The sequence below is a fragment of the Mangrovimonas sp. YM274 genome, assembly GCF_030908385.1.
In the GTDB taxonomy this organism is placed as follows: domain Bacteria; phylum Bacteroidota; class Bacteroidia; order Flavobacteriales; family Flavobacteriaceae; genus Mangrovimonas_A.
The window spans coordinates 381627-407613 of sequence record NZ_CP133091.1 but is presented as its reverse complement, the minus strand read 5'-3'; the positions used below and the strand labels follow the sequence as shown (position 1 = coordinate 407613).

The 25987-nt window shown below is 39.3% G+C and carries 24 protein-coding genes and 1 tRNA gene; 17 read left to right on the top strand and 8 right to left on the bottom strand.

What is annotated here, in order from left to right:
• The first annotated feature begins 9 nt into the window (after positions 1-9).
• Entirely contained in the window at positions 10-2778 is a 2769-nt protein-coding gene (locus tag RBH95_RS01825) for a PD-(D/E)XK nuclease family protein (RefSeq protein WP_307901033.1), read from the top strand.
• A gap of 51 nt (positions 2779-2829) precedes the next feature.
• Here the strand turns inward: RBH95_RS01825 and RBH95_RS01820 are convergent.
• A tRNA-Ala gene (locus RBH95_RS01820) sits at positions 2830-2903 on the bottom strand.
• A gap of 101 nt (positions 2904-3004) precedes the next feature.
• Here RBH95_RS01820 and RBH95_RS01815 point away from each other — a divergent pair.
• Genes RBH95_RS01815 through RBH95_RS01805 form a run of 3 tightly spaced genes read left to right on the top strand, consistent with a single transcriptional unit; the run spans position 3005 to position 5024 of the window.
• Entirely contained in the window at positions 3005-3505 is a 501-nt protein-coding gene (locus tag RBH95_RS01815) for a GNAT family N-acetyltransferase (protein WP_307901032.1), read from the top strand.
• Positions 3502-4836, top strand: coding sequence for an MATE family efflux transporter (locus RBH95_RS01810; RefSeq protein WP_307901031.1), 1335 nt, complete (start codon positions 3502-3504; stop codon positions 4834-4836). Before RBH95_RS01815 ends, RBH95_RS01810 begins: the two co-directional genes overlap by 4 nt.
• Before the next feature lie 2 nt (positions 4837-4838).
• On the top strand, positions 4839-5024 hold the full coding sequence (locus RBH95_RS01805) for a hypothetical protein (protein WP_307902275.1): 186 nt from the start codon (positions 4839-4841) through the stop codon (positions 5022-5024).
• Between the two features lie 109 nt (positions 5025-5133).
• Here the strand turns inward: RBH95_RS01805 and RBH95_RS01800 are convergent, their stop codons facing one another.
• Complete coding sequence (locus tag RBH95_RS01800) at positions 5134-5775, bottom strand: 2OG-Fe(II) oxygenase (RefSeq protein WP_307901030.1); 642 nt, start codon at positions 5773-5775, stop codon at positions 5134-5136.
• Positions 5776-5866: 91 nt separating this feature from the next.
• On the opposite strand from RBH95_RS01800, the gene RBH95_RS01795 reads away from it, so the two are divergent.
• From RBH95_RS01795 to RBH95_RS01785, 3 genes are read left to right on the top strand one after another with little or no spacing between them, the layout of a single operon-like run.
• Positions 5867-6319: a 6-carboxytetrahydropterin synthase gene (locus RBH95_RS01795; RefSeq protein WP_307901029.1), complete on the top strand. Its 453-nt coding sequence runs from the start codon at positions 5867-5869 to the stop codon at positions 6317-6319.
• Between the two features lie 33 nt (positions 6320-6352).
• Entirely contained in the window at positions 6353-6793 is a 441-nt protein-coding gene (locus RBH95_RS01790; RefSeq protein WP_307901028.1) for a DinB family protein, read from the top strand.
• Positions 6790-7542 carry a UDP-2,3-diacylglucosamine diphosphatase gene (locus RBH95_RS01785; protein ID WP_307901027.1) on the top strand — a complete coding sequence of 251 codons (753 nt, stop codon included), beginning with the start codon at positions 6790-6792 and terminating at the stop codon, positions 7540-7542. The genes RBH95_RS01790 and RBH95_RS01785 overlap by 4 nt, the downstream gene beginning before the upstream one ends.
• Here the strand turns inward: RBH95_RS01785 and RBH95_RS01780 are convergent.
• The 3 genes from RBH95_RS01780 to RBH95_RS01770 form a co-directional block, all read right to left on the bottom strand.
• Positions 7539-8810, bottom strand: coding sequence for an MFS transporter (locus RBH95_RS01780; RefSeq protein WP_307901026.1), 1272 nt, complete (start codon positions 8808-8810; stop codon positions 7539-7541). The genes RBH95_RS01785 and RBH95_RS01780 overlap by 4 nt on opposite strands.
• Positions 8811-9030: 220 nt before the next feature.
• Entirely contained in the window at positions 9031-10734 is a 1704-nt protein-coding gene (gene recJ / locus RBH95_RS01775) for a single-stranded-DNA-specific exonuclease RecJ (protein WP_307901025.1), read from the bottom strand.
• Between the two features lies 1 nt (position 10735).
• The gene (locus RBH95_RS01770) at positions 10736-11158 is read right to left on the bottom strand and encodes an OsmC family protein (protein ID WP_053976719.1); all 423 of its coding nucleotides are present in this window, start codon (positions 11156-11158) and stop codon (positions 10736-10738) included.
• A 66-nt stretch (positions 11159-11224) separates the two neighbouring features.
• Between RBH95_RS01770 and RBH95_RS01765 the strand changes: the two genes are divergently transcribed.
• The 4 genes from RBH95_RS01765 (at position 11225) to RBH95_RS01750 (ending at position 15670) form a co-directional block, all read left to right on the top strand.
• The gene (locus RBH95_RS01765) at positions 11225-11815 is read left to right on the top strand and encodes a carboxymuconolactone decarboxylase family protein (RefSeq protein WP_307901024.1); all 591 of its coding nucleotides are present in this window, start codon (positions 11225-11227) and stop codon (positions 11813-11815) included.
• 5 nt (positions 11816-11820) lie between these two features.
• Positions 11821-12591: a toxin-antitoxin system YwqK family antitoxin gene (locus tag RBH95_RS01760; RefSeq protein WP_307901023.1), complete on the top strand. Its 771-nt coding sequence runs from the start codon at positions 11821-11823 to the stop codon at positions 12589-12591.
• A gap of 136 nt (positions 12592-12727) precedes the next feature.
• The gene (locus tag RBH95_RS01755) at positions 12728-13576 is read left to right on the top strand and encodes an esterase family protein (protein ID WP_307901022.1); all 849 of its coding nucleotides are present in this window, start codon (positions 12728-12730) and stop codon (positions 13574-13576) included.
• Positions 13577-14653: 1077 nt separating this feature from the next.
• Positions 14654-15670 (top strand): hypothetical protein, encoded by a 1017-nt coding sequence (locus RBH95_RS01750; protein ID WP_307901021.1) that lies wholly within the window; start codon positions 14654-14656, stop codon positions 15668-15670.
• Between the two features lie 297 nt (positions 15671-15967).
• Here the strand turns inward: RBH95_RS01750 and RBH95_RS01745 are convergent, their stop codons facing one another.
• Positions 15968-16312 carry a HopJ type III effector protein gene (locus RBH95_RS01745; protein WP_307901020.1) on the bottom strand — a complete coding sequence of 115 codons (345 nt, stop codon included), beginning with the start codon at positions 16310-16312 and terminating at the stop codon, positions 15968-15970.
• Positions 16313-16346: 34 nt separating this feature from the next.
• Positions 16347-17018, bottom strand: coding sequence for a 16S rRNA (cytidine(1402)-2'-O)-methyltransferase (gene rsmI / locus RBH95_RS01740; protein ID WP_307901019.1), 672 nt, complete (start codon positions 17016-17018; stop codon positions 16347-16349).
• 100 nt (positions 17019-17118) lie between these two features.
• On the opposite strand from rsmI, the gene RBH95_RS01735 reads away from it, so the two are divergent.
• The gene (locus RBH95_RS01735) at positions 17119-20511 is read left to right on the top strand and encodes a gliding motility-associated C-terminal domain-containing protein (RefSeq protein WP_307901018.1); all 3393 of its coding nucleotides are present in this window, start codon (positions 17119-17121) and stop codon (positions 20509-20511) included.
• Here RBH95_RS01735 and RBH95_RS01730 read toward each other — a convergent pair.
• The gene (locus RBH95_RS01730) at positions 20508-21248 is read right to left on the bottom strand and encodes a hypothetical protein (RefSeq protein ID WP_307901017.1); all 741 of its coding nucleotides are present in this window, start codon (positions 21246-21248) and stop codon (positions 20508-20510) included. The genes RBH95_RS01735 and RBH95_RS01730 overlap by 4 nt on opposite strands.
• Before the next feature lie 103 nt (positions 21249-21351).
• Here RBH95_RS01730 and RBH95_RS01725 point away from each other — a divergent pair, with 103 nt between their 5' ends.
• The 5 genes from RBH95_RS01725 (at position 21352) to RBH95_RS01705 (ending at position 25969) form a co-directional block, all read left to right on the top strand.
• Positions 21352-21996, top strand: coding sequence for a thymidine kinase (locus tag RBH95_RS01725; RefSeq protein WP_307901016.1), 645 nt, complete (start codon positions 21352-21354; stop codon positions 21994-21996).
• Positions 21996-23102: an alanine racemase gene (gene alr / locus RBH95_RS01720; RefSeq protein WP_307901015.1), complete on the top strand. Its 1107-nt coding sequence runs from the start codon at positions 21996-21998 to the stop codon at positions 23100-23102. Before RBH95_RS01725 ends, alr begins: the two co-directional genes overlap by 1 nt.
• A gap of 74 nt (positions 23103-23176) precedes the next feature.
• On the top strand, positions 23177-23578 hold the full coding sequence (gene mscL / locus RBH95_RS01715; RefSeq protein WP_307901014.1) for a large-conductance mechanosensitive channel protein MscL: 402 nt from the start codon (positions 23177-23179) through the stop codon (positions 23576-23578).
• A 146-nt stretch (positions 23579-23724) separates the two neighbouring features.
• Positions 23725-24714 carry an aspartate-semialdehyde dehydrogenase gene (locus tag RBH95_RS01710; RefSeq protein ID WP_307901013.1) on the top strand — a complete coding sequence of 330 codons (990 nt, stop codon included), beginning with the start codon at positions 23725-23727 and terminating at the stop codon, positions 24712-24714.
• Between the two features lie 151 nt (positions 24715-24865).
• Positions 24866-25969 (top strand): hypothetical protein, encoded by a 1104-nt coding sequence (locus tag RBH95_RS01705; RefSeq protein WP_307901012.1) that lies wholly within the window; start codon positions 24866-24868, stop codon positions 25967-25969.
• Positions 25970-25987: the final 18 nt, after the last annotated feature.

Here is a 25987-nt window from a genome sequence, read left to right as displayed (position 1 = left end):
TTTTATGCTATGACAAGTTTTATTGAAGACGTTATAGCAGACCTTAACCAAAAAGGCCTAAACATCCCCCAACTCACCTTTGTACTTCCCAGTAGAAGAGCCGGGATATTTTTAAAGCACCAGCTTTCAAAACATAGTTCACACACTTTTTTTGCACCAGAGATTGTTTCTATAGAAGAATTTGTAGAAACCCTCTCAGACCTTCAAAATATCAGCAATACCGAGCTCATTTTCGAGTTCTATGAGGTGTATTTAAAACTTACAGAAAAGGAACATCAAGAGTCCTTTGATGAAGTTTCGAAATGGGCTCAAATGCTCATTCAGGATTTCAATGAAATGGACCGTTATCTTATTCCTCCCAATAATATATTCGATTACTTATCGGCCATAAAGGAAATAGAACACCATCATTGGTCCCTAGATGAAGCCCCATCTGCTTTTGTTAAAAACTACCTGTTGTTTTGGAACCAATTAAAACACTATTACAACGCATTGCAAGAACAGCTGTTGGAACAAAACAAAGGGTACCAAGGTTTAGTATACAGAAAAGCGGTTGACAATCTGGAGCAATTCATTTCTTCAAACCCACACAAAACCTTTGTATTTATGGGATTCAATGCCCTTAACAAAGCGGAAGAAACTATTATACAAGAACTATTACAGCAAGGTCTTGCACATATCTATTGGGACCTTGACGATACCTTTCTAAAGAATCCAGAACATGACGCTGGTTTGTTTATTAGACAACATAAAGCCACTTGGCCCTATCTTAAACAAAACGCCTTTAATTGGCTTCACAAACATTACACCTCCCCTAAAAACATTACAATAACAGGGGTGCCAAAAAATGTCAGTCAAATTAAGTACATCGGAGAATTACTCTCAACATTAAACACGGACCAAAACACTCTAAAAAATACGGCCATTGTATTAGGCAATGAAGAACTGCTTTTGCCCTTGCTCAATTCAATCCCAAAAAACATTGGTGCTGTAAACATTACCATGGGGCTTCCATTAAAAAGTGTCCCAATGGTAGCTTTGTTTGACCAGATATTAAAACTCCACGTAAAAGCAGGAAACCACTTTTATTACAAAGATGCACTCGCTATTCTTTCAAATCAATTTGTAAGGCCCTTATTAAGTCAAAGCACGACACAGGTAGGCGATGTGATTTCAAAAATTGAAGAAAACAACATTATTTACCTGTCCTTAGAAAAACTAATTACGCTATTCAACAACGAATACACAGAAATCCTTTCCACTTTATTTGGGACTTGGAAAGACCACCCAGATATAGCACTCGATAATTGCTTCAAACTAATATCATTCCTTAAAACTTACCTTGACCTAGATAAAGATTCCAATATGCTACCATTGGAATACCTCTATCGCTTTAATGCACTATTCAATGAACTCAACACCTTAAATCGTCAACACAAACACATCCAAACTATTGCTACCCTTTATAGTTTTTACAAGGAATTATTAAGCACGGAAACATTAGATTTTCAAGGAGAACCTTTGGAAGGACTTCAAATTATGGGAATGCTGGAAACACGTGCATTGGATTTTGATTCCTTAATTATAGCATCTGTAAATGAAGGGATTTTACCCGCAGGAAAGAGTCAAAACTCCTTTATACCTTATGACGTTAAACTAGAAAACAAGCTACCCACCTATAAAGAAAAAGATGCTGTTTACACCTACCACTTTTACCGTTTGCTACAACGTGCCAAAGATGTCCATATACTATACAACACCGAAACAGACGCTCTCAACACAGGAGAAAAAAGTAGATTCATAACCCAATTGGAAATAGAAGGCATCCATGACATTGACCATAAGGTGGTAACCCCTAAAATTCCAAAAATCACCAAACAATTAAAAAAAATTACGAAAACTGAACCAGTCCTCGAGCAACTTAAAAAACTTTCCAAAGCTGGCTTTTCACCATCCTCGCTAACCAATTACATACGAAATCCCATAGACTTTTACACTCAAAAAATCTTAGGAGTAAAGACTTATGAAGATGTTGAAGAGTCTATTGCCGCCAACACCCTAGGTACTGTAATCCATAACACTTTAGAAGATTTATATACCCCCTACAAAGGTCAATTGCTTGAGATTGCTCATTTACAAGCCATGAAAGCACAAATTGACGACATGGTGAAAAAACACTTTAGAGACACGTACAAGGAAGGAGATATCACTACCGGCAAAAATCTCATTATTTATGAAGTGGCCAAACGTTATGTACTGAACACCCTAAATTTGGAAATAGATGACCTTAAAAAGGGAAATGAAATTAAAATTATAGGTTTAGAGGAGGAATTTAAAACCCTATTGCCTATTCCTGAATTGGAATTCCCAGTTTATCTAACCGGAAAAGTAGACCGCATTGACCAATACAATGGAATAACCCGAATTATTGATTACAAAAGTGGCAAGGTAGATCAAGGTAAAGTAGAAGTAGTCAATTGGGAGGACCTTACAAGCGATTATGACAAATACAGTAAAAGCTTTCAAGTATTGTCCTACGCCTTAATGATGAAAGCCTCCGGAAACATAGCAGCCACAAACATGGAAGCTGGTATTATTTCATTTAAAAACCTAAATGCTGGGTTTTTAAAATTCGCTAAAAAGGATAGAGCAGGATCCTACGCCAAAAAGAATTCCATAATTGACGACGACACTTTACAGCACTTTTCGGAGGTTCTAAAGCACCTAATATTGGAAATATGCAATCCAGCTGTAGATTTTGAGGAAAAAGAAGTCTAAAAACAAAAAAACGCAATCAATTAAAACTTAAAAGATTGCGTTTTTATAAAGTGGAGCATATCGGAGTCGAACCGATGACCTCTACGCTGCCAGCGTAGCGCTCTAGCCAGCTGAGCTAATGCCCCTCAACTGTATCCCACAACATAACTGTCATGAGACTGCAAAAAAACGAAATATTATTTAATTTCAAAGCTAAAATTTTAAATTTATAATTAAAAAAGTTCACTTGATTAGAAAAGCAAGCATAGAGGATTTAAAGCCCCTTATATCCCTAACAAAAGCCTGCACTCAACATATGCGTGCCAATGGCATTTATCAATGGAATGATACTTACCCCAACAAAACCTGCTTTCAAATTGACATTCAACGAGGGGAGCTTTTTGTTTATGAAAGAGAAAATAAAATATGTGCTTGTGTTGCAAGGAATCATGTAAAAGATGAAGTCTATAACGCGGTTTCTTGGCTTACTAAAGACTGTAACAACCTGTATATACATAGATTGGCTGTACATCCAACGTATCAAGGACAAGGGATTGCCCAGCAACTCATGGAGGCTATGGAAAACTATGCCAAAATTAATGGATTCAACTCCATTCGTCTAGATACCTTTTCCCTAAACAAAAGAAACCAAAAATTTTACGAACTTCGCGGCTATAAACAATTGGAAGCAATATACTTCCCTAACCAAAGTGAGCATCCTTTTTATTGCTACGAACTGATATTGTGAGCACTTCAATCAATTTAAAACAAATAAATAAATTAGCCATCCCAGCACTTATTGCTGGTATTTCTGAACCCATCCTTTCCCTAACGGATACCGCTATTGTTGGTAATGTTCAACACAACCCCACCGAATCGCTAGCTGCCGTTGGTATTGTGACCACCTTTCTATCTATGCTTATATGGGTATTTGGACAAACACGAAGCGCCATTTCCTCAATCATTTCGCAATATTTGGGAGCTGGAAAATTAAATGAAGTAAAATCATTGCCTGCACAGGCCATTGTAATAATTACATCTATTAGTGTGTTTATTATTGCCCTTACTTACCCTTTTGCCCAAACGATTTTCAAATTGTACAATGCTAGCGATGTCATATTACAATATTGTGTGGAGTATTACAGAATTCGCATTTTCGGATTCCCGTTTACCCTATTTACCATTGCCGTTTTTGGAGCTTTTAGAGGCTTACAAAATACTTATTACCCAATGGTTATAGCTATTACTGGCGCTGTTTCCAATATCATCTTAGATATAATATTGGTTTATGGAATCGACAACATTATTCCCGCCATGCATATTAAAGGCGCCGCCTATGCCAGTGTATTGGCACAACTGTTCATGGCCATTATTTCTGCCATATACCTACACAAAAAAACCAGTATCCCGTTACGAGCCAGATTTCCTTTTAACAAAGAAATAAAAACTTTTATGGTAATGGTCGTCAATCTTTTTGTAAGAACCATAGCCTTGAATGTTACCTTGTATTTTGCCAGTTCCTTTGCCACTAGTTATGGAGCCCAATACATTGCAGCCTATACTATTGCTATTAATATTTGGTTTTTGGGCGCCTTTTTGATTGATGGGTATGCAAGTGCAGGTAATATTCTTTCAGGAAAACTATTGGGAGGAAAACAATACAAGCAGCTTATTCAGTTAAGCAACAAACTCATTATTTATGGTATTATAGTGGGAATAATTATGGCTGTACTAGGAGCCATATTTTACCAACCCATCGGAAGAATATTTTCTTCAGATGAAGCGGTATTAAACCAATTCTATAAAATATTTTGGATGGTCTTGGCCATGCAACCTATTTGTGCGCTAGCCTTTATTTTTGACGGCATGTTTAAAGGCTTAGGCAAAATGGCCTATTTAAGAAACCTTTTGCTATTTGCAACCTTTCTTGTATTTGTTCCCTTCTTACTTCTGTTCAACTATTTCAACTACCAACTCTACGGTATATTTATGGCACTTACCCTTTGGATCATAGCTAGAGGTATTCCACTTATCATAAAATTTAGAAAAATGTTTATGCCTCTTTCTAAAAACAGTTAACTTTGGCCATTAAGCAAATTGCCGCCATGTTATTGACAATTCTACAAGTTGATATAGATGAAAAAATCAAAAACGCTCCAGATTCTGGTTATGAAATTGGTGTGTTTATTGGTTCCCTGCTTCCGTTTGTGGTTTTAGTGGCCATTGCCTACCTCATTTTTAGATATAACAAAAACAAACAAAATTAATCTACACCATGAATTTCCTAAACTTTTTAAGTGGTAACGGCTTGTTCTTAATCCTGGCCATTGTATTGGTAATCATCTACATTTACAACCGCAATAAAAGACGCTAAAATTAGCGTGTCTTCAACCAACCTGTAATACTCAATCTTTGGGTATCCACAGGTTTTACCTCATGCTCAATTAGCTGGCTTTCAAAAATTACCACTCTTCCAGGAAAAGGATAAATAACTTTTTCCTGTTCTGTTCCATTCTCATCGAGGTATAATACCAATTCACCTCCATTTTCCGGTTGCCAATCTTCCTCATTCAAATAACACACAAACGATAGTTTACGTCTGTCGTCATTTTGAAATGTATCCAAATGGCGCTTATAAAAAGTTCCTTTGGGATATAGCGCATAATGAAATTCCTTCTGTAAAATACCCATAAAGCAGGTCTTATTAAGATAGCCTACCAAATGATTGATCTTATCAAAAAACAATTGCTCTGTAGCGTTGGCATTTACCTCATCAATCCACAGAATCACATCGCCTCGAATGGACTTTTCTATGGTTTCATTCACACGGTTGCCAATAGCCGCTTTTTTAAACGCATCCAATTGGTGCTTTTCCATTAAAGAATCGCGCAAAGCGGCGACCTCTTCAGCAGTAAAGAATTGTTCCACAATACTATACTTCTGCGTTAAAATATCAGCTATAACTTTCTCGTAAAGCGGATTTTCAACAAACTCTAGTTGCTCAAAGAGCTCGTTCATAATTTCATAGATCTAAAAAAAGTGCGCAAATGTAATCTAAAAACCATTTGCTTTTACAAATTCAATACCTTTGCAATGAAATATTTTGGTTATGAGCAATATTCGAATTACGAAACAATTTTCTTTCGAGACAGGGCATGCCCTTTATGGTTATGATGGCAAGTGCAAAAATGTACACGGCCACAGTTACAAACTATCAGTTACAGTAATTGGACAACCCATTTCAGACACCTCTAACGTGAAGTTTGGAATGGTTATCGATTTTGGGGATTTAAAAAAGATTGTCAAGGAAGAAATAGTCGATGTATTTGATCACGCTACGGTATTCAACAAAAACACACCGCATATAGAACTGGCCAAAGAGTTGGAAGACCGCGGACACAATGTACTTTTGGTACACTACCAACCAACAAGTGAAATGATGGTAATCGATTTTGCTAAAAAAATCCAAGATAGACTGCCCCAAAACATACATCTCCATTCGCTTAGACTACAGGAAACCGATTCGTCATACGCCGAATGGTTTGCTAGCGACAACAACTGACAAGACTAACTTTAACAAGCAATACCAACATACATGGAGGACTTCTTTAAAGACATTTTTGAGTACCATCACCATATGAACCAAACGCTTATAGATGTATTTCTAAAGCATCACCAACAGCTTTCAGAGCGTACTCCTGTCATGTTTTCCCATTGTTTAAATGCCCACCAAATTTGGAATTCCCGAATATTGGAAACCACACCTTTCGAGGTATACCAAATACACCCTTTGGAGAACTTTAAAATCATAGACACCATCAATTACAGAACTACTATTAAAATAATTGATACTTTTGACTTTGAAGAACCCATAGTATATCTAAACTCGAACGCCGAACCTTTTGAAAATACAGTACAGGATATTTTGTTCCACATTGCAAACCATCATACCCACCACAAGGGACAATTAATTTCAGACCTTAGACGATTTGGCATCAAGCCTCCTGTAACCGATTATATTTTTCACAAACGATGAACATCCCCCAAGGAAAACGCATATACTTTGCTTCCGATAACCATTTGGGAGCCCCTACACAAGAAATCTCTCGTCCACGAGAACAAAAGTTTGTGGCCTGGCTAGACGAAATCAAACAGGATGCCGCTGCTATCTTTTTAATGGGAGACCTTTTTGATTTTTGGTTTGAATACAAAACCGTAGTTCCAAAAGGATTTACGAGAACCCTTGGCAAACTGGCAGAAATTAGCGATTCAGGTATTCCTATTTACTTTTTTGTTGGCAACCACGACCTTTGGATGAATGGCTATTTTGAAGAAGAACTCAATATTCCTGTATACCACAAACCACAGGAATTTACCTTCAACGACACCACTTTCTTTATTGGTCATGGCGACGGTTTAGGTCCAGGAGACAAAGGGTACAAGCGTATGAAAAAGGTGTTTACCAATCCTTTTAGTAAGTGGCTATTTCGCTGGTTACATCCAGATCTTGGAGTAAAGCTGGCCCAATACCTTTCCGTCAAGAACAAACTCATCTCTGGAGATGAGGATGCCAGCTTTTTAGGAGAAGACCAAGAATGGCTCGTGCAATATTCCAAACGCAAATTGGAAGACAAGCATAGAGACTATTTTGTTTTTGGTCACCGCCATTTACCTATGGAAATAGACCTAGGCAATAACTCCACATATATTAATCTAGGTGACTGGATTAATTATTACACCTACGGCGTGTTTGATGGTAAAGAGATGCATTTAAAGACCTATTAGAGGTCTTCCTTTTCATGGTCTTCCAAATCTTTGGTTAGATCTAGTCTTCTAAAGGTAGGAGACACCAATCCTGTTGTTATTACTGTAATCAAAGTCATTGTACCGCCAAAAACCACAGCAGTAACGGTTCCCATTAATTTTGCAGTCACCCCGCTCTCAAAGGCACCCAACTCATTAGAGGATCCAACAAACATAGAATTCACAGAAGATACTCGTCCACGCATGTTATCTGGAGTCTTGATTTGAAGAATGGTCTGCCTAATTACCATAGACACCCCATCGGTAACACCACTAAAGAAAAGGGCCACTACCGAGACCCAAAAGATGGATGACAACCCAAATACTATGATGCATATTCCAAAGCCAAATACTGCCCCCAATAGCTTCATCCCGGCTTTTCTACTAATAGGAATATATGCCGTGGTCAACATGGTTAAAAAGGCTCCTACAGCAGGTGCAGCTCTTAGCACGCCAAATCCTTCACTACCTACTTTTAAAATATCTTGCGCAAACACTGGCAATAAGGCGATGGCCCCTCCAAATAATACAGCTACCATGTCTAGCGTCAAAGCTCCTAAAATGGCTTTGGTTTTAAAAACAAAGCGTACGCCTTCCTTCAAACTCTGAAGCACAGGCTCCCCTATTTTAGGGTTCAGCACTGGTTTTTTCTTGATTTGAAATAGAACAACTAAGGCAAGCATCACCAAACCAAAAACAAAACATAAGGTCCAATGTACTCCTATCACACTAATTAACAAACCAGCTGTAGCAGGACCTAACACGCTGGCCATTTGCCAAGTAGAACTACTCCAAGTAGCGGCATTTGGGTAGACTTTTTTTGGTACAATCAAAGCTACTAGAGAAAATATAGTAGGCCCAAAAAAGGATCTTACAATCCCACCAAAAAACACTAAGGCATAAATTCCATACAAAATGGTTCGTGTGGGCCAATCAGCAACTACCACGTCCCACGTTAAGAGAAAAAGTCCCAAGCTTATCAAGGAAAATGCAGAAATACAAATAGCCAACAGATTGCGCTTTTCTCTTTGGTCAGCAATATGCCCAGCAAATAGCGCCATAGACAATGCAGGAATGATCTCCATCAATCCAATAATCCCTAAGGATAAAGGATCCTTTGTAATGCTATATACCTGCCATTCTATTACAATAAACTGCATGGACCATGCAAACACCAGTGCAAAACGCACCACTAAAAAGGTATTGAACTCTTTATATCGCAAGGCCGCATATGGGTCTTTTTTTGCCATAAGTTAAATTTTAATTATAATAAATTACACTGATTGTTTAACAACTTAACTATTATAATATCCATATTCAAAAGTCGTTAATTCCATTGACATTTTGAATAATTTTTGTTTTGAGAATACGACCTCCAAAACACTTATTTCTGTTGACAAAAGTCCTACAATTATTTCCTTTAAAAATTGAAAAAACAAATGGATACAGTCATAGCAACAATTAATTCAATTATTTAATATCCCGTAACTTCATCTGTAGGGACACCGTACCATTCCAATGGTTTTCGTCTATGGAATACACGGCCTTAAAAGGTTGTTTATTCTGAATTAAAGGGAGCTTTTCACCCAAACCAAAGCCAATACCCACAATTGTATTCCCATTTGATTGCGGATTGAAAGGTTGACCAACGGTAATCCGTAAATGCTTATCATCTTCGCCCACACATTTTCCATAGCCCGTATCTACGAGGTCTTCGGTCATGAAAATGGGAGACATATTGCCCGGTCCAAAAGGAGCGAACTGCTTCATAATACGCCAGAGTTTGGCATTCACCTCATGCAATTCAATTTTGGTGTCAATTTTTATCTCAGGAGTTAACAGAGTCTTGTCTATGGTTTGCGACACCACATCTTCAAAAGCCTGCTTAAAGGCCTCATAATTTTCTTCCTTCAAGGTCAATCCTGCCGCATATTTATGCCCTCCAAACTGCTCTATATGCTCGCTACAGGCCTCTAGGGCATTGTATACATCAAAGCCACTTACAGAGCGTGCCGAAGCTGCCAACTTATCCCCGCTTTTGGTGAATACCAGCGTAGGGCGGTAATAGGTTTCTATCAATCGGGAAGCCACAATGCCTATCACGCCTTTGTGCCAATGTTCTTGATATACTACAGAAGTATAGCGTTCCTGCTCCTGTAACTGCGCAATCTGTTCCAAGGCTTCCACCGTTATTTGTTGGTCGGCTTCACGTCGATCGCTGTTGAAGGTTTCAATTTCGCCGGCATACTGTTCGGCAAGGGCAGGGTTTTCTTCAGTAAGAAGCGTCACCGCATGGTTCCCGTGTTTCATGCGTCCCGCCGCATTGATACGCGGGGCAATAATAAATACCACATCGGTAATACTCAGGTTACTTTTCTTTACTTGGTTGATGATAGCCTGAAAGCCCGGTCTTGGTTTGGCATTAATGACCTGCATGCCAAAATAGGCCAATACTCGATTTTCTCCAGTAATAGGAACAATATCCGCACCAATGGCTGTTGCCACCAAATCCAAATATTCAGTAAGGTCTTCTATGGTTTTGCCATCATTGGCTGATAAGGCCTGAATCAACTTAAAGCCTACCCCACAACCACACAATTCCTTGTAAGGATACTGGCAATCTTCTTGTTTTGGGTCCAACACAGCCACCGCTTGGGGCACGTCACTCCCCGGTCTATGGTGGTCGCAGATAACAAAATCGATGCCTTTGTCCTTGGCATAGGCTACCTTGTCGATGGCCTTGATACCACAGTCTAATGCCACAATAAGGGAGAAGTCATTATCATCGGCAAAATCAATGCCCTTATAGGACACCCCATACCCTTCATCGTAACGGTCAGGAATATAGGTAGCCACCCTATCGGTTCTCGTTTTTAGGTAGGACGACATCAGGGCCACAGAAGTAGTTCCGTCTACGTCATAATCGCCATATACCAAAATATTTTCGCCCTGTGAAAGGGCCTGCTCAATCCTTGCCACCGCCTTGTCCATATCCTTCATTAGGTAGGGATCGTGCAGATGTTCTAAAGAAGGCCTAAAAAAATCCTTGGCTTCTTCAAAGCTTTCAATATTGCGTTGCAACAACAAGGTTGCTACAATATCATCTACCTGAAGGGCCTCTTTTAGGGCCGCAATCTGTTCCTTTGGTGGTTTGGGCTTAAGCGTCCAACGCATGCTATTTGTTGTGATAATGAATAGAAGTATTTACAGTTGCAAATTTCCTAAACATTTCCATAACGCCACAATATTTTTCGACAGATAAATCTACCGCCTTTTTTATTTTGTCTTCATTAAGGTTTTCGCCATAAAAATGGTATTCCACATTAACGGTATGGTAGATTTTTGGGTGCTCCTCGGTAAGTTCGCCAAAGGTATCTATTCTAAAATCGGATACCTGCACCTTCATTTTGTCCAAAATGGATACCACATCCAAACCGGAACATCCTGCCAAAGACGACAACATCATGGCCTTAGGTCTTAGTCCCGAATTGTGCCCCCCGTGTTCTTCTGAAGTGTCCATAAACAGGGTCTTTCCGCTTGGGTTATCCGATTCAAATTGAGAGTTCCCTTTCCAGTGCGTTACAACTTTATGTGTCATCTTTTGTGATTTTTTCGTTACTTGTTAGTTCAAAAATACTACTTAAAACCCTAAAAAGGAACAATTATGCCACTTGTCACACCATTATCGCCAGATTATGACCAGGAAACCAAGGAACTAGCCGAATTCTTTAACGAAACCTTGGGATTTTGTCCCAACTCGGTGCTTACCATGCAGCGGCGTCCAGCCATTTCCAAGGCCTTTATCAACCTCAACAAAGCGGTGATGGCCAACGAAGGACGGGTTACTTCTGCCCTCAAGCGCATGATTGCCTGGGTGAGCAGCAATGCCACGGGCTGTAGGTACTGCCAGGCCCACGCCATTAGGGCGGCCGAACGCTACGGGGCCCACCAAGAGCAATTGGACCATATTTGGGACTACCGTACCCACCCCGCCTTTAACGAGGCCGAACGTGCCGCACTGGATTTTAGTCTTGCCGCCAGCCAAGTACCCAACGCCGTGGATACCTCCATCGAACAACGCCTACGCCAACATTGGGACGAAGGCGAGATTGTAGAAATGCTAGGCGTGATTTCCCTGTTTGGTTACCTGAACCGTTGGAATGACAGCATGGGCACATCTATTGAGGAAGGTGCTGTGGAAAGCGGCAATCAGTATTTGGGGAAACATGGATGGAACAAAGGAAAACATATATAACCAACATGATAAAACAATTTAAACCACTACTTGCCTTATTACTTATTGGCACACTAAACAATTGTAAACAAAAGGAACCGACTGATGCGTTTACCTTTATTGACAGAAATGACTATGTCATTGATTCCTACAAAGGTCTGTTTGTCTACAAACTTTCCAAAAGCAAGCAACTAATGGACGGCTATTATGTAGTTGGCAATAAGGTCCAAAAATGGGAAGAATTCAATGTTAAAGAAGGCCTTTTGAATGGTGACTACTTGATTTTTCATAATAACGGTGAAATCTTTTCGCATTCAAAATATTCTAACGGTAAGAAACACGGTATCGAAAAAACCTACTACCCTTCCGGTGCCCTCAAAAAAGAAACTCCATATAACAACGACCTTCAATATGGTACCATAAAAACTTATTATGAAAGTGGACAGCTAGAAACCGAAGCGACTATAGAAAAAGGGGAGATAATAGAATCCGCTACCTATGATATTATTGGCAACATCACACGGCAACTCTTTATTAGAGATGGCCGCACCATAACCCAAGACATAAGAAATGGTAAAGTATTTTTTGAATCAATCTCGTCCAACTACGACAATTTTGAAGCCGTAAAGTTTTATAACGACGATGGCAGCTTGAAAGTATTTCTGCGTATGTTGGATGAAGGCGACGAGCATTACCTTATCGAACTTGACGAAAAGGGCAATGAAGTAAAACGAATAGATATGAAGGAAAATCCACAAGAAATTTTAAAATACCAACAGTATTTTGTGAACGGATAAGTGGTTTTAACCGGTGAATTACCATTCATTCTGTAAGGTCTAGAAATAGCTATTGAAAACCTAATCATTTAAATAAAAAGGTGTTTATGCCAACTTTTTAGCATAATCTCCAAAGCAATTGTTCAAAACTACTGCTATGAGCATTAAAACCGTAGTATTTGTTGTTGGGTGTACACTCCTATTGACGTTTTCCTGTAATTCAAAACTTGATAAAGGAAATGCAACATCTCAATTCTTTACAGATTCCATTTACAGCACTCACCTTTCCGAATATAGGAAGCATATTGTGTATTTGCCCAAGGGATTTAACCCAAGCAAGCAATACCCCATTATGTACGCTACTGATGGCAATAGCCACTTAACGCAAAAGAAACACTTATTGGATTCGTTAATTGAGCACCAAATTATAAAACCCCTAATTTTTGTTGCCAGCTTTTCTAACAGTAAAATTGCAGACAGCACAAGCACAACCACTGGTGATGGCAATAAGGTATACCTTACCTACCGAAATTTTGAATACATAGACAGGCACCCTTCGAGAGAAGAAGATTCCTTATTGGTCCACAGATTTAAAAACCATAAAGCCTATTTTGTTGAAGAGTTCATTCCTGAAATAGAAAGCAAATACCTCCAAAAACCCAAAAAAGATAATCGGTACTTCTATGGCGTGTCCAATGGGGCCGGATTTGGAGTCAGTCTCTTGAACTCGCATCCAAACACCATCGGAACCTATCTATGTTTTTCAACTTTCGGAGGCGACATCCAAAGCAATAATTGGAACAGCAACATGCAATACCCCAATCTATATTTACGCTATGGAAGCGAGGAACCCTTTTTCCTTAAAGAGGATGCCGAATTTATTAAGGCAAAATATGCCACACTCAAGGCATTTGCCGAAATACAAGAATTTGAGAGCGGGCATGATAACCGTTTATGGAATGAAGCGTTTATTGATGTAGTCAATAGGTTGTTTGCTTTGGAGTAAAAGATAATTTTAAGAATTACAATCTCAAAGAAGGTTTGTCAAGCAGAGGGAGCGAAATAACTGAACCGTCTTCTTTATATGCTCTTTTGTCTTGATACAAAAGATCCAAAAAATCAAGTCTGCATTTTCTTATTCACCCGTAACGCTTTACCGCCTAAACAAAACGAACTCGCCCCAATCTCTTGGGGCTCAAACAGCGTTTTGTTTTTAACGTCGGTTGCAGCTACGGGTCCCGAAGTCGAAAATGAGGACATTACACACATCTATGAACCACCAAACCCCATTCCGACAACGACGGAACAACCTGTTGTAAGTCAAGGAAGAGAGCTCCGTTAAAAATGTTCGAAGCCTTGGAGAACATTTAGGAACCCTCTTCCGGTTGTGTTGGCACATCACAAAGACCTGCCAACAGGGCGTCTTTTCTTTTGGTTCGTTTTCTTTAGACGAGTAAAGAAAATGAACGCACTAGGCAAGCAAAGTAAACAAACACCAACAGCCAAACAAGCACCACTCCCACCACACAAAAACCCCCAACCTCCGCACTAATTTCTTAACAATTACCCCATCCCTTCATATCCCTTCATATCCCTTCCTTCACTTTTCCTTCGTGTTTCCTTCGTGTTTCCTTCGAGGATTGTTCGGTAAAAGCCACGTTTTACGAGGAAAACACGAAGAATCCTCGAACAAAACCCCTAGAAAGCCCCTAGAAGGGGTGGTTGAGGGCAGAGTACCACGCGATATAATCGCGCGGTAGCGTAAGGTGATTATTGAGAAATAAACATCCCCAAGACAACCATATCAAAACCCAAGTAAATTCCCCCTTTGAAGGGGGAGTAAGGGGGATGTGAACAGGCTTTTTGAAAACCAAGGCTTTATCTATATCAAAACTCAATAAATTGCACAGAACAAAATCACTAAACTCTCCCGAACATAACTTTTTAATTTTCAACACCTTGAATAACAATCCTTTTTATTTGTATAAAAACACATTTAAATCCTTCCTCAATTGTCTAAATTTAAACTTGAAAAAGTAGCTAAAACAACTAGCTTCAATTAACCTTTAACCAACCATAACAAATGAAATTAAAAACCCTACTTCTATTAGTATCTCTAATTGCTTACCAAGCATATGCCCAAGTATCGGTGAGTTCAAAACACATTGGCCCTTCTGCTAATTTTGAAAATGGAGTTTTAGAAAAGTTTAAAAAATCTACAACGGTATTTGTGCTATCCAACATCTACGAAAAAGAAGTTTACGAAAACATACTTAAAGCTTCATGGACGGTAACTCCTTATAAAGTTGTAATGTTACCAGATTTTAAAATTGAAGATTATTGGGGCAATGACTACTCAATAGTCAGACTATCTGGCTTTAAAAGGATCAAACAGATGAAATATGGAGGCGAAAGCGTTTCCTTGTTTACGTATATGGATTTCGCCATGTATGATTCTAATACTATAGTTAAAGAACTTAAAGAACTCTCCCCCAAGAAAAAGGAGAGAAAATTAGAAAAAATAATAAAATCTAACACCACTAATGTGGCACGCTTCTATTTATATGCAGGGTTCCCTTTTACTGCCATGCAAGGGCGTAAAATGGACGAGGCAATGCACTTAATGTACAATGAAAAGGTCATCTACAATTATAGCCCTGGATTCTTAAAAAATTACTTTCAAAAAATAAACCAGCTCCTCATAGATGAAGAGGTATACTGGATGTACCAAGACAGTTACTTAGCAGAACTTCAAAATTTAAGCAACTCTACCCTTTATATTCCATCCTATTTAACTACAGACTATAATAATTTGACCGATGAAAAACTTCAAAAGGTATTTAAGCACTATGATTATAACTATGAAGTTATAGCAGATGAAGAATTGAGCAGTAAAATAATGAACAATGAAGAAGTGCACTATTTAAGATATGCCCGTATGAATGCAGAACAATTTATACAAGTTGTGAATTCTAGAACTGGCGAAATTGTTTATAGCAATTATATTGAGGGTACAATTCAATATTCAATCAAAGCAAAACATATCGAGGCTATCAGCAACGCTATAAAAAAGTCTTCAAAACAGAAAACTGATTCATAACGATAAGTTTATAATCAAGTTTATTAAAAAAAAATACCGCCCCAACGCTCCCGCGTGATTGCATCACGTGGCATCCAAAAAGAAAGCACTCCATCAATACATAACGGAGTGCTTTACGTTTATCAATCATTCATCAGCTTGCCTGGTTTTTCGCAATAATCATGAGAACAACTGCAATGAAACCTAAAAACCCTTCAAAACCCTTTTCTCTATACAGCATTTCTGTGAAATGCCACTCGAAATAACGGGTTTTGATGTGCTAAAAAAGGAATTTAACAACCCGCTACGTGCCTGCAACTATTTTTCCTGCAATGGTGAACCTTCGAAGCTAAGACCTTCAAAGCCTGTAGCCATAAAGTTTCTAATGTTTTGGTGCCCCGTACCGTTTGGGTCGTTCAATACCTCTTCAAAATAAAACTTCCCGAAGCAAGCCAAAGCGTCTTCCTGGCTAAAGCCTTGCAATTGGGCAAAGGCCAACAATTTGCAAGAGCCAGAGTTTTCTCCCGCCTTGTTGTGTAGGTTACCGTTAGTAAAAGCCGTAGGCGTAAAATTATAGTTGGCTTCTACAACTGCCATGGTTTCTGCAAACTCTATTTGTTTTGGTGTGCTTTGTAATTTTTGTTTGAATGCGTCAATCGTCATGTGTCTCTATGTTTATTTAATGTTGTTTTAGGGCTTATTTCTTTCCGCCTACTATAATCACAATCTCCCCTTTGGGTGGCTTTTGGGTATAATGGTCCAAAACCTCTTGAGCAGTTCCTCTCACGGTTTCTTCGTATAGCTTGGTAAGCTCTCTAGATACGGACACGGGACGGTCGGCACCAAAGTATTCGCAGAAATTTGTTAAGGTCTTCAACAACTTGTGCGGACTCTCGTAAAAAATCATGGTTCGGGATTCTTCGGCCAAGAGGGTGAGTCTTGTTTGACGTCCCTTTTTCACTGGCAAAAAGCCTTCAAACACAAACTTGTCGTTAGGCAAGCCTGAATTCACTAAGGCAGGTACAAAGGCAGTTGCTCCAGGCAGGCATTCTACATCGATACCGTTTTCAATACATGCCCTAGTCAATAAAAATCCAGGGTCTGAAATGGCCGGTGTCCCAGCATCGCTTATCAAGGCAATGCTCATGCCGCCCTTTAGTTTTTGCACCAAGCCTTCTACCGTTTTATGTTCGTTGTGCATATGGTGCGATTGCGAGGGCGTGGCAATCTCGAAATGCTTCAGCAATTTCCCTGAGGTACGGGTGTCTTCGGCAAGGATCAAGTCGACTTCCTTTAGAACCTCAATGGCTCTAAATGTCATATCCTTAAGATTTCCTATGGGCGTGGGAACAATGTAAAGCTTACTCATTTTAGGCGGATTAGAGCTCAAAAGTACAATCTTTTCATTATATTGACGCAACCAACGAAGGTATTTGACATCTAATTTATAAAACCAACCCAACCAATTTATGAGCTTGAAAAAAGTTAGTTTCGTTCTTTTCTTTTGCTTTGCCTTTTTAAACCTCCAATCACAAACCACCGATTTAGCTGTTGTTGTGGAAGCCCAAAACCTCAGTGGCACAGATATTTCACAAGTAGAGATTTATGAGCAATTTCAGTATGTGGTTACCATCATCAACTCTGGAAATGCGGTAAATAATGCCAGCTTTTCTGTAGAAATGAGCAATTATGTTACCGTGGTTTCCTATGAATCGCAAAACAACCTTGGCGGTGCTTCGGCAGCTTCTGGGTTTAGTTTAAGCGCGGGAAATATACTTACGGGTACGGTGGCAAGTTTGCCCAACAATGCCAGTGTTGAGATACAAATTATTGTGCATGCCCCTGTGATCTTGGGAGGGATTGCCGTGAACGCAGCAGTGAGCCCACCCGATAGCACTACAGATACCAACCCTAATAATAACGAATCCATTATCTCGATGGGCGTTATTGATATTCCTATAGATTTTACGGTAACCTATGCGCAAATCAACCCAACTGCAGGAACCGGTATTTCAGCTTGGAATGATACGGTGACTTATGAATTCACCATCACCAATAACAGTAGCATCGATTTTCCTTTGAATGGCTTTTTCGGTAAAATGTCCTTAAACAGCAACTTAAATGGAGGATCCCCCGTTGTGGCACTTCAATCTTTAGAGTGTATTGGGGCTACCAATGGCACCGAGTGCCCAGATGTTTCTGAGATATCAGCTAGTCCCGTGGTTGTAAGTGGAGCTAGTAGTATTTTGGTCTATAACAATACTCATTTATATACATCTGGCGGTTCTGTAACTTTTCAGGTTACCTATCAATTCCTAAATGCCACTTGCGCAATGGTTCCATACCAAATATCGGTAGACAGTTTTGTTTCCATTGACCTAGACCATACCAATGAATCTTCCAACCTTTCTAACGAAGTCACAACTCCCTTACTAAACGCTGAGCCCTGTGACCTTACCGATATTTGTATTGATACCGTGCAAATTTCTCCAGATGTTTCTCAAGTGGTCAACTGGGGAGAAGAAGTGGTTTTTGAAACTACGGTCTGTAACAATGGGCCTATGGATGCCCCAATAGTGTTTTTTCTTCAAAACTTGTCCCCTTCAGTGCAATGGGACATTATTTCTGTGGAATGCACAGATACTACTGGAAATGTCTCCTGTGATGATTTTACCCTGAGCATTCAGGATGCCTTGTGGTCAACGAGTACCTTTGATATGCCCGTAGGTGCTACCATAACCATAACAACTACAGTTATCTTTTTAGAACCCGAATGTTCTACAAGCATTCAAAATACGGTAGCACATGTAAGAAGCGGAACGAACATCCTACAAGCCCAATTGTTTGATACCAATATTGAGAACAGTGCGCAAAGCGACTATGTAACACTTCCCCCAACATCGCTCTGTCCCTCTTCAGATATCACAGTAGCGAAAACACAGATAGACCCAGCGCCTCCAGAAGGCACCAGCGCATTGAACACCACGGATTGGGGACCAATCACCTATGAAATCACCGTAAGCAACCTTGGAAATGAGGATACATTTATTATACTTTCAGACTATATGACTTTGGAAAGTCAAACAGATGTTTTGGGAGAATTAATTTCCGTTGAATGTTCAGGCACTACAGGAACCGCACAATGCTTTCCTATTGCTCATGCCTATTTAAATACCCCTCAGGACGGAGTCCCCGAAGATGGTGAAAACGACATCTTTTGGGAAATATTGACTGAAGACAACTGGGTACTTCCCGGTCAAAGCTCCGTTAGCTTTCAAGCTACGGTGAACTGGCAAACAGAATGTTCGGCTATAGGGGTTCCGGTAGTTAACAATGTTAGTATCAACCATGCCAATGATACAGTAATAGACCCTAATAGCAGTAACAACACTGTTTCCACGACCTCCTATCTAGCACCTTGTATTGATTTAATTGTACAGACCTTTCCTGAGTTTACTCAAGTGCCCATCAACCAAGATTTTGATTGGATTGTAGATATTAGCAATAGTGTGACAAGCTCCAATGCCACAGACATTATGTTTGAAAATGTATTAGGCAATGAGTTCGCCGTTAACGGAACACCTACCTGTGAGATTATTACAGGAACAGCCACTTGCATAAATACTTTTACCGTAACAGAGAATACTATTACAGGTACGATTCCTAATATGGAAGCGGGAGCTATAATTAGAGTTACCATCCCTGTAACGGCTCCAAATTACGGTGGGGCATTTAACAACACAGCTAAAGCCATCCCAAATGGCACCACAAATCATGAGTTAACGCCAGAAACTAATATTTCCATTAGTAATATTCAAGTGATTGCCCCTACTTTGGTAAAAGCTTTCACCCCTGATACCATAATGGAAAATCAGGAAAGTGTTTTGGAATTTACCATCTATAACATCAATTCCAACCCAGCACAAAGTGAGATTGCCTTTACAGATAACCTTCCTAACGGACTAGTGCTTTCTGGAACACCTTATTGGACGGAAGATAATGGCTGTACCGCAACTTTTACAGGAAATCAGGGAGATACGGCAATTGGCATAAATAATCTTACATTCCCAGATGGTGTGGAGAGCTGTAAGTTTGCCGTAACAGTTACTAGTAGCATAACTGGCACCTATATTAATGACAGCAATAATTTCACCGATTTAAGCAATATAGACGTATCACAGACCTTTGCACAGCTTACTGTTATTGAGGACACCAGCGATGTAGATATTGAAGTCTTGAAATCGGTGACACCAGAAGACGTTTCTATTGGTGGCGAAGTAACCTTTGTGGTGACGGCAACTAATTTGGGCACTACCATTGCCAACAATATTGTGATTGCAGACAATCTGCCCCTTGGTTACGAATACCTATCGGCAACGGTGTCATTAGGCAATTTTGACATGGCAACCTTTATTTGGAATATTCCCATTTTGCAACCCGGTCAATCTGAAACACTCACCATGACGGCAAGAGTACGCTCTTCCGAAGACCTTTTGAATGTAGCCTTCCTTGAAGATGTAAATGAATTGGATAGAAACCCCTTAAACAATAACGCGAATGCATTTGTTACTGTTGATAATTGTTTGGTGATTCCTGAAGGTTTATCTCCCAATGCTGATGGATTCAATGACTTTTTGGTAATACCTTGCATTGAAGATTATATTGGAAATATCTTAAAAATATATAACAGGCTTGGCGTTCAAATTTATGAAAGTTCCAATTACCAAAATAATTGGGATGGCAGACCCAATATGGGATTTCCTGAAACCAATAAAGTTCTCCCCGTAGGAACCTATTATTATCTTCTTGAATTACCGAATAATCAAAAACCGATTATTGGATGGATATATTTGAACTATTAACCAAACTTACTCTCTATGATTTCCATAAAACGCTCTTCATAAGCTTCTTTTCCTTGCCATTGGTTGTAATCTGGCTTCACAATATTTTGGATAAGGTTACTAGCCTCCTCAAACGATTCAGAGGTATTGATTTGAGACAGGACTCGGTCGTAATCTTCATTTCTTCCATCAAACAAATGCTTGATAAAAGCAATTTTATCATTCAACCCTATGGCAATACCACCACGTTTAAGTTTATCATTTAGTGATTTTTTAGCTTCAAAACGAGCATTGGCTTCAGTTAAAGGTTCAAACACAGGCGTCTCTTCAAAACCGGCGGTAATATCTTCAAACACATCATTTCTGAATTCATTTTTAGGCACTGCCGATTCAAAAAGTTCATCTACTTGTTGCGTTTCCTCTGGCATTTGAGCCACAATATCTTTTATCTTTTCAATAGCCGGCTCCATGATTTCCTCATGTTGGGTATCGTCAATATCGGTATAAATTCTGTCCTCTACTTCTATACTGTCGCTAACTGTATTATTGAATGCTTTATCCAACATTCCAAAAAACGAGGAGTCACTTCCTATGCTTGGAATATCCCCTTCAAAATTGTTCTGTAAAAATTTTAAAACTGAAAGTTTCTCATAAAGCGCTCCAACCTCGGCGTGCATTTTTTCCACGTCATCCCTTCCTTTTAATTTTAGGATTCTGTGGGCAATGCTCATCAATTCGGATTCCAACTTCTTCTTCATAACTTTTAAAATTTAATCTAATTTATGCTTTTGTTTTTTGATAAATTTACGCCACCTTTATAGAAAACGAAAGTTAGCCTAGTTTTAGCGTTAAAATTACAAAATGTTTCTTGAAAATACAGTAAACCCCAAAGAACAATTTGGCTGGATTGAAGTGATATGTGGCTCGATGTTTTCGGGCAAGACCGAGGAGTTGATCCGCCGTCTTAAACGCGCCCAATTTGCAAAACAAAAAGTAGAAATCTTCAAACCTGCCATCGATATGCGGTACGATGACGAAAAGGTAGTCTCTCACGACGCCAATGAAATTCGTTCAACCCCAGTGCCTGCAGCTGCTAATATTCCTATTCTGGCCGATGGTTGTGATGTGGTTGGTATTGATGAAGCCCAATTTTTTGACGACGAAATTGTAAGAATCTGCAATGACCTAGCCAACAAAGGAGTTAGAGTAATTGTTGCTGGATTAGACATGGATTACAAAGGCAATCCCTTTGGCCCAATGCCCAACTTGATGGCTACCGCCGAGTATGTTACAAAGGTACATGCCATATGCACCAAAACCGGAAATTTAGCCCAGTACAGCCACCGAAAAACCAAGAGCGATGCTTTGGTTTTATTGGGGGAAGTTGATGAATACGAACCTTTGAGCAGAGCGGCATTTTACAAAAGTATGCTGCGCGACAAAGTGAGAAACATGGACGTGAACGATGCCGAAGATATCTCTCCAAAAAACAAAGAAGAACAGTAATGCCCACAGCCCAGGAAACTACCCTTGAAATTGACTTAAAAGCATTAAAGCACAATTATAATTATCTTAAGTCCAAACTTCAAAAAAACACTCATTTTATGGCCGTGGTTAAAGCCTACTCATACGGTCACGATGCCAAAATTATTGCCAATTACCTCCAGGATCTTAAAGTAGACTATTTTGCCGTAGCCTACACAAGTGAAGGTATTGCACTTCGGGATGCAGGCATTACCAAACCCATTATGGTTCTGCACCCACAGCCCACAAGTTTTAAGGAACTTATGGCACGTTGTTTAGAACCTAGCTTGTACAATTCCAAAGTACTGCATGAATTTATTGCCATTGCAGAATCAGAAGGGCAAAACACTTATCCCATCCACTTAAAATTCAATACTGGCCTGAACAGATTGGGGTTTTCAGAATATGATGTAAAAGGGATCGCGTCTATTTTAAGCCACACAAACGCTGTTGGCGTGAAGTCTATATTTTCTCATATGGCCGCCAGTGAAGACCTGAATGAAAAGGAATTCACGCTAAACCAAATTAAAACCTTTAAAGCCATTGCCAAAGACTTTACCGAAACCCTTGGCTTTAAACCTATGCTGCATATGTGCAACACCTCGGGCATTTTAAATTATCCCGAAGCCCATTTTGATATGGTACGCAGTGGCATTGGGTTGTATGGCTTTGGTAATTCAGAAGAAGAGAACCACAACTTCCAACCTATCGGAACCCTTAAATCTGTTATTTCACAAATTCACCATATCAAGAAAGGGGAAACCGTGGGCTACAACCGCGCCTTTAAAGCTGATAAATTTCAAAAAACGGCCACCATCCCTATTGGTCATGCCGATGGTATTGGACGACAATATGGCAATGGAAAGGGCTTTGTTACCATACACGGAAAACAAGCTCCAATTGTTGGAAATGTCTGCATGGATATGATTATGGTAAACATTACCGATATAGACTGCAAAGAAGGTGATGAAGTGATTATTTTTGGTCAACAGCCTACTGCTTCAGAGTTTGCCCAAACTGCCAATACCATCTCTTATGAGATCCTCACAGCAATCTCACAAAGAGTGAAAAGAGTCATTATAGAATAATCTTTTTAATTGATTTTGAGCTGATTGTTTTTTTGGTATTTTAGTATTCTAATAACCTAATTAACACACATCTTATGCTAAAAGAATTCAAGGAATTTGCAATGAAGGGCAACTTGGTAGACATTGCCGTGGCCTTCGTAATGGGTGCTGCCTTCAGCAAAGTGGTAACCTCTTTTACCGGAGGCATTGTTTCTCCACTAATCGGTTTGATTTTCAAATCAGACTTCAAAGACCTCAAGTATGTCATTACAGAAGGTACTGCCAACGACGCAGGGGAAATAACAGGGGAAGTTGCCGTGCTTTACGGACAGTTTTTAACCAATGTTATCGACTTTATCATTGTGGCGTTTGTAATGTTTATGCTTATAAAAGGCATTAATTCACTTAAGAAAAAAGAAGAACCGGCCCCTGCTGCACCAGCCGGACCAACCCAAGAAGAATTATTGGCAGAAATTCGAGATTTGCTAAAAAAATAAAATTGTTAAATATATAACTTTTTGTTATTTGTTGTAAAAAAGCCTTGGTTTTTAAGACACTGAGGCTTTTTTTATACCCTAAATACTCAATTAATACTTAGCTTTGCTCAAAATAATTCAAAAACCTTTTAAACAATAAATGTAACATGAAAGTAGCAGTAGTAGGAGCAACCGGAATGGTTGGAGAAGTTATGCTGAAAGTTCTTGCAGAACGCAATTTCCCATTAACAGAATTAATCCCAGTAGCCTCAGAGCGTTCTGTTGGAAAGTCAATTACATTTAAGGATAAGGAATATACCGTAGTAGGTTTGGCCGATGCCGTAAATATGAAGCCGGATGTTGCCTTGTTTTCTGCTGGTGGAGACACTTCTTTGGAATGGGCTCCTAAATTTGCCGAAGTGGGCACTACTGTAGTTGATAATTCTTCTGCATGGAGAATGGATCCAACAAAAAAATTAGTAGTTCCTGAGATTAACGCTAACGAATTAACAAAAGAAGATAAGATTATTGCCAACCCAAATTGCTCAACAATTCAGTTAGTAATGGCATTGGCCCCACTTCACGAAAAATATAAAATGAAACGTGTTGTAGTTTCTACATATCAATCTGTTTCTGGAACAGGTGTAAAAGCGGTTAGACAGCTGGAAAACGAAATTGCAGGTGTAGAAGGCGAAATGGCTTATCCTTACCCAATTGGACGTAATGCATTGCCACATTGTGACGTGTTCCAAGACAATGGGTACACAAAGGAGGAAATGAAATTAGCTAAAGAACCTCAGAAAATCTTAGGGGATAACTCCTTCGCCGTATCAGCCACTGCAGTGAGAATTCCAACAGCAGGAGGACATAGTGAGTCTGTAAACGTGGAATTTGAAAATGATTTTGACTTAGCGGATATCAGAACTATTTTAAGTGCAACACCTGGAGTAATTGTTCAGGACGACACCACTACAAACACTTATCCAATGCCTATTTATGCTCATGATAAGGATGAAGTATTTGTGGGAAGGATTAGAAGAGACGAATCTCAGGCAAACACTTTAAACATGTGGATTGTTGCAGACAACTTACGCAAAGGAGCGGCAACCAACACCATTCAAATAGCAGAATATTTGTTGGAGAACAGCTTGATTTAATTTAAATACATTATAACCAAGACCACTCAAACAATTACTAAGTTAAACCTCAAAACATTGCTCAAATAAACAGTAAAAACATGTAATTCAACTAATTAATTACTTTCAATCTTCACAAAGAATTATATTAGTTGTCCAAATTTTACTGCGAATGTGCAAAAACTATGTAAGGGTAATTAGCTTTTTTTGGGTGGTCTTGGTATTTTTTTCCTGCGCCAAAGACGACGATCATTATATCCCAATAGAGGAACCCGAAGAGATTTCTCCCGTAGTTTTCGATATTGAGAATGTTCCTTACTCTACCCTTTCCGAGTATAATTTTTTTGAGGGCACTCTTTCCGATTTAGCTCCCGTGTACGGCGTTTTGCCCTACGATGTCATTTCTCCTCTATTCTCAGACTACGCCCATAAAAAGCGTTTTGTTTGGATGCCCAAAGGCTCTGAGGCTCATTACGTCGATGACTATTCCATTATTGACTTCCCATTGGGTACTATTCTTATCAAAAACTTCTATTATGACCAAGTTCTTCCAGAAGGCTCTAAAAAACTTATAGAAACCAGACTTCAAATAAAAAAGGAAGAAGGCTGGGTCTTTGCTAATTATATTTGGAACGATTCACAAACAGAAGCTAGTTTTGATCTTACAGGCAGCTTTAAGTCTTTCCAATTTGGAGAAAACGGTGTCCAAAAAACTATCAATTATCGTATACCAGCCTATCCCGAATGCCTTACCTGTCATAAATCGGAAAATGATACTCCTTATCCAATTGGAGTTAAACCACAAAACCTGGACCGCAACTTTACCTACCAAGATGGTAGCACTATGAATCAATTGGAAAAATGGGTTGAGTTTGGCTATTTAAATCCCGATATACCAAATTCCATAAATCATATGGTTCCTTGGGATAATGACACCCAAGATTTGGAATCAAGAGTCCGTTCCTATTTAGATATTAACTGTGCCCATTGCCATTCCGAATTTGGACATTGCAATTACCGAGAACTTCGCTTTGCGTTCCATAAAACAGAGGATCTAGGCAATTTAGGGCTTTGTATGGTAGCCCAAGATTCTTTCGACGCAATGCCTTTGAACATTATCAATCCAGGTCACGCTGAAAACTCTGCAATAGTAACTAGACTGAACACTACTGAAGAATCCCTGAGAATGCCCATGCTGGGGAGAACCTTAAAACACGATGAAGGAATTGAACTAATGGAAACTTGGATCAATTCTCTAAATATAAACTGTGAATAATAGTTAATCCATTTAATT